Origin of the sequence: Neisseria sp. HMSC078H04 (genome assembly GCF_001838135.1) — a bacterium.
Taxonomy (GTDB): domain Bacteria; phylum Pseudomonadota; class Gammaproteobacteria; order Burkholderiales; family Neisseriaceae; genus Neisseria.
Genome location: NZ_KV835836.1, coordinates 1 through 708 on the forward strand (window position 1 = coordinate 1; position 708 = coordinate 708).

Sequence of the window (708 nt, forward strand, 5' to 3'; positions counted from 1 at the left end):
CGCTGGGCCATACCTTCGCCTACGCCTACGACAAAGCCCGCCGTCTGACCGTCCTCACCAATGAAAACGGCGAAACCTACCGTCTCGATTACGACCAAACCGACAACCTGATCCAAGAAACCGGTTGGGACGGCAAAATCACCGCCTACGGCTACGATGCCGCCGGACAACTGGTTCAACAGACCGAATACGGTCAAAGCACCGATAAAGGTCGTCTGAAAGACCGACCCGAGACGTGGCACATCCATCATTTCAAACGCAACATTCTCGGCCAACTGATCGAAAAACAAAGCCGCAAAGTCTCCGGCCGCAACGGACAAAGCAAAGACGAAGGCATCAGCCGCACCCGTTTCGAATATGACCCCATTACCGGCAACCTGACCAAAGCCCGCAACCATCACAGCAGCGTCGAACTCGCCTACGACGAACTCGACCGCCTCATCGGCGAAACTACCGTCCACAACGGCCAAAGCGCCACCGTAGGCTACCGATACGACCCGCTGGGCAACCGCATCCGCACCATCCTGCCCGACGGTCGCCATATCGATTACCTCTACTACGGCAGCGGGCACCTGCACCAAATTAGCCTCGACGGCGAAGTCGTCAGCGACATCGAACGCGACAAACTGCACCGAGAAATCCAAAGGACGCAGGGCAGCATCAGCAGCCTGTACGACTACGACCCCATGGGTCGTCTGAAAAGCCAGC

At 57.5% G+C, this 708-nt stretch carries 1 pseudogene; it reads left to right on the forward strand.

Annotated features, from left to right (window positions below):
* Window positions 1-708: pseudogene (locus HMPREF2560_RS05455) on the forward strand (RHS repeat protein); the annotation flags it as partial.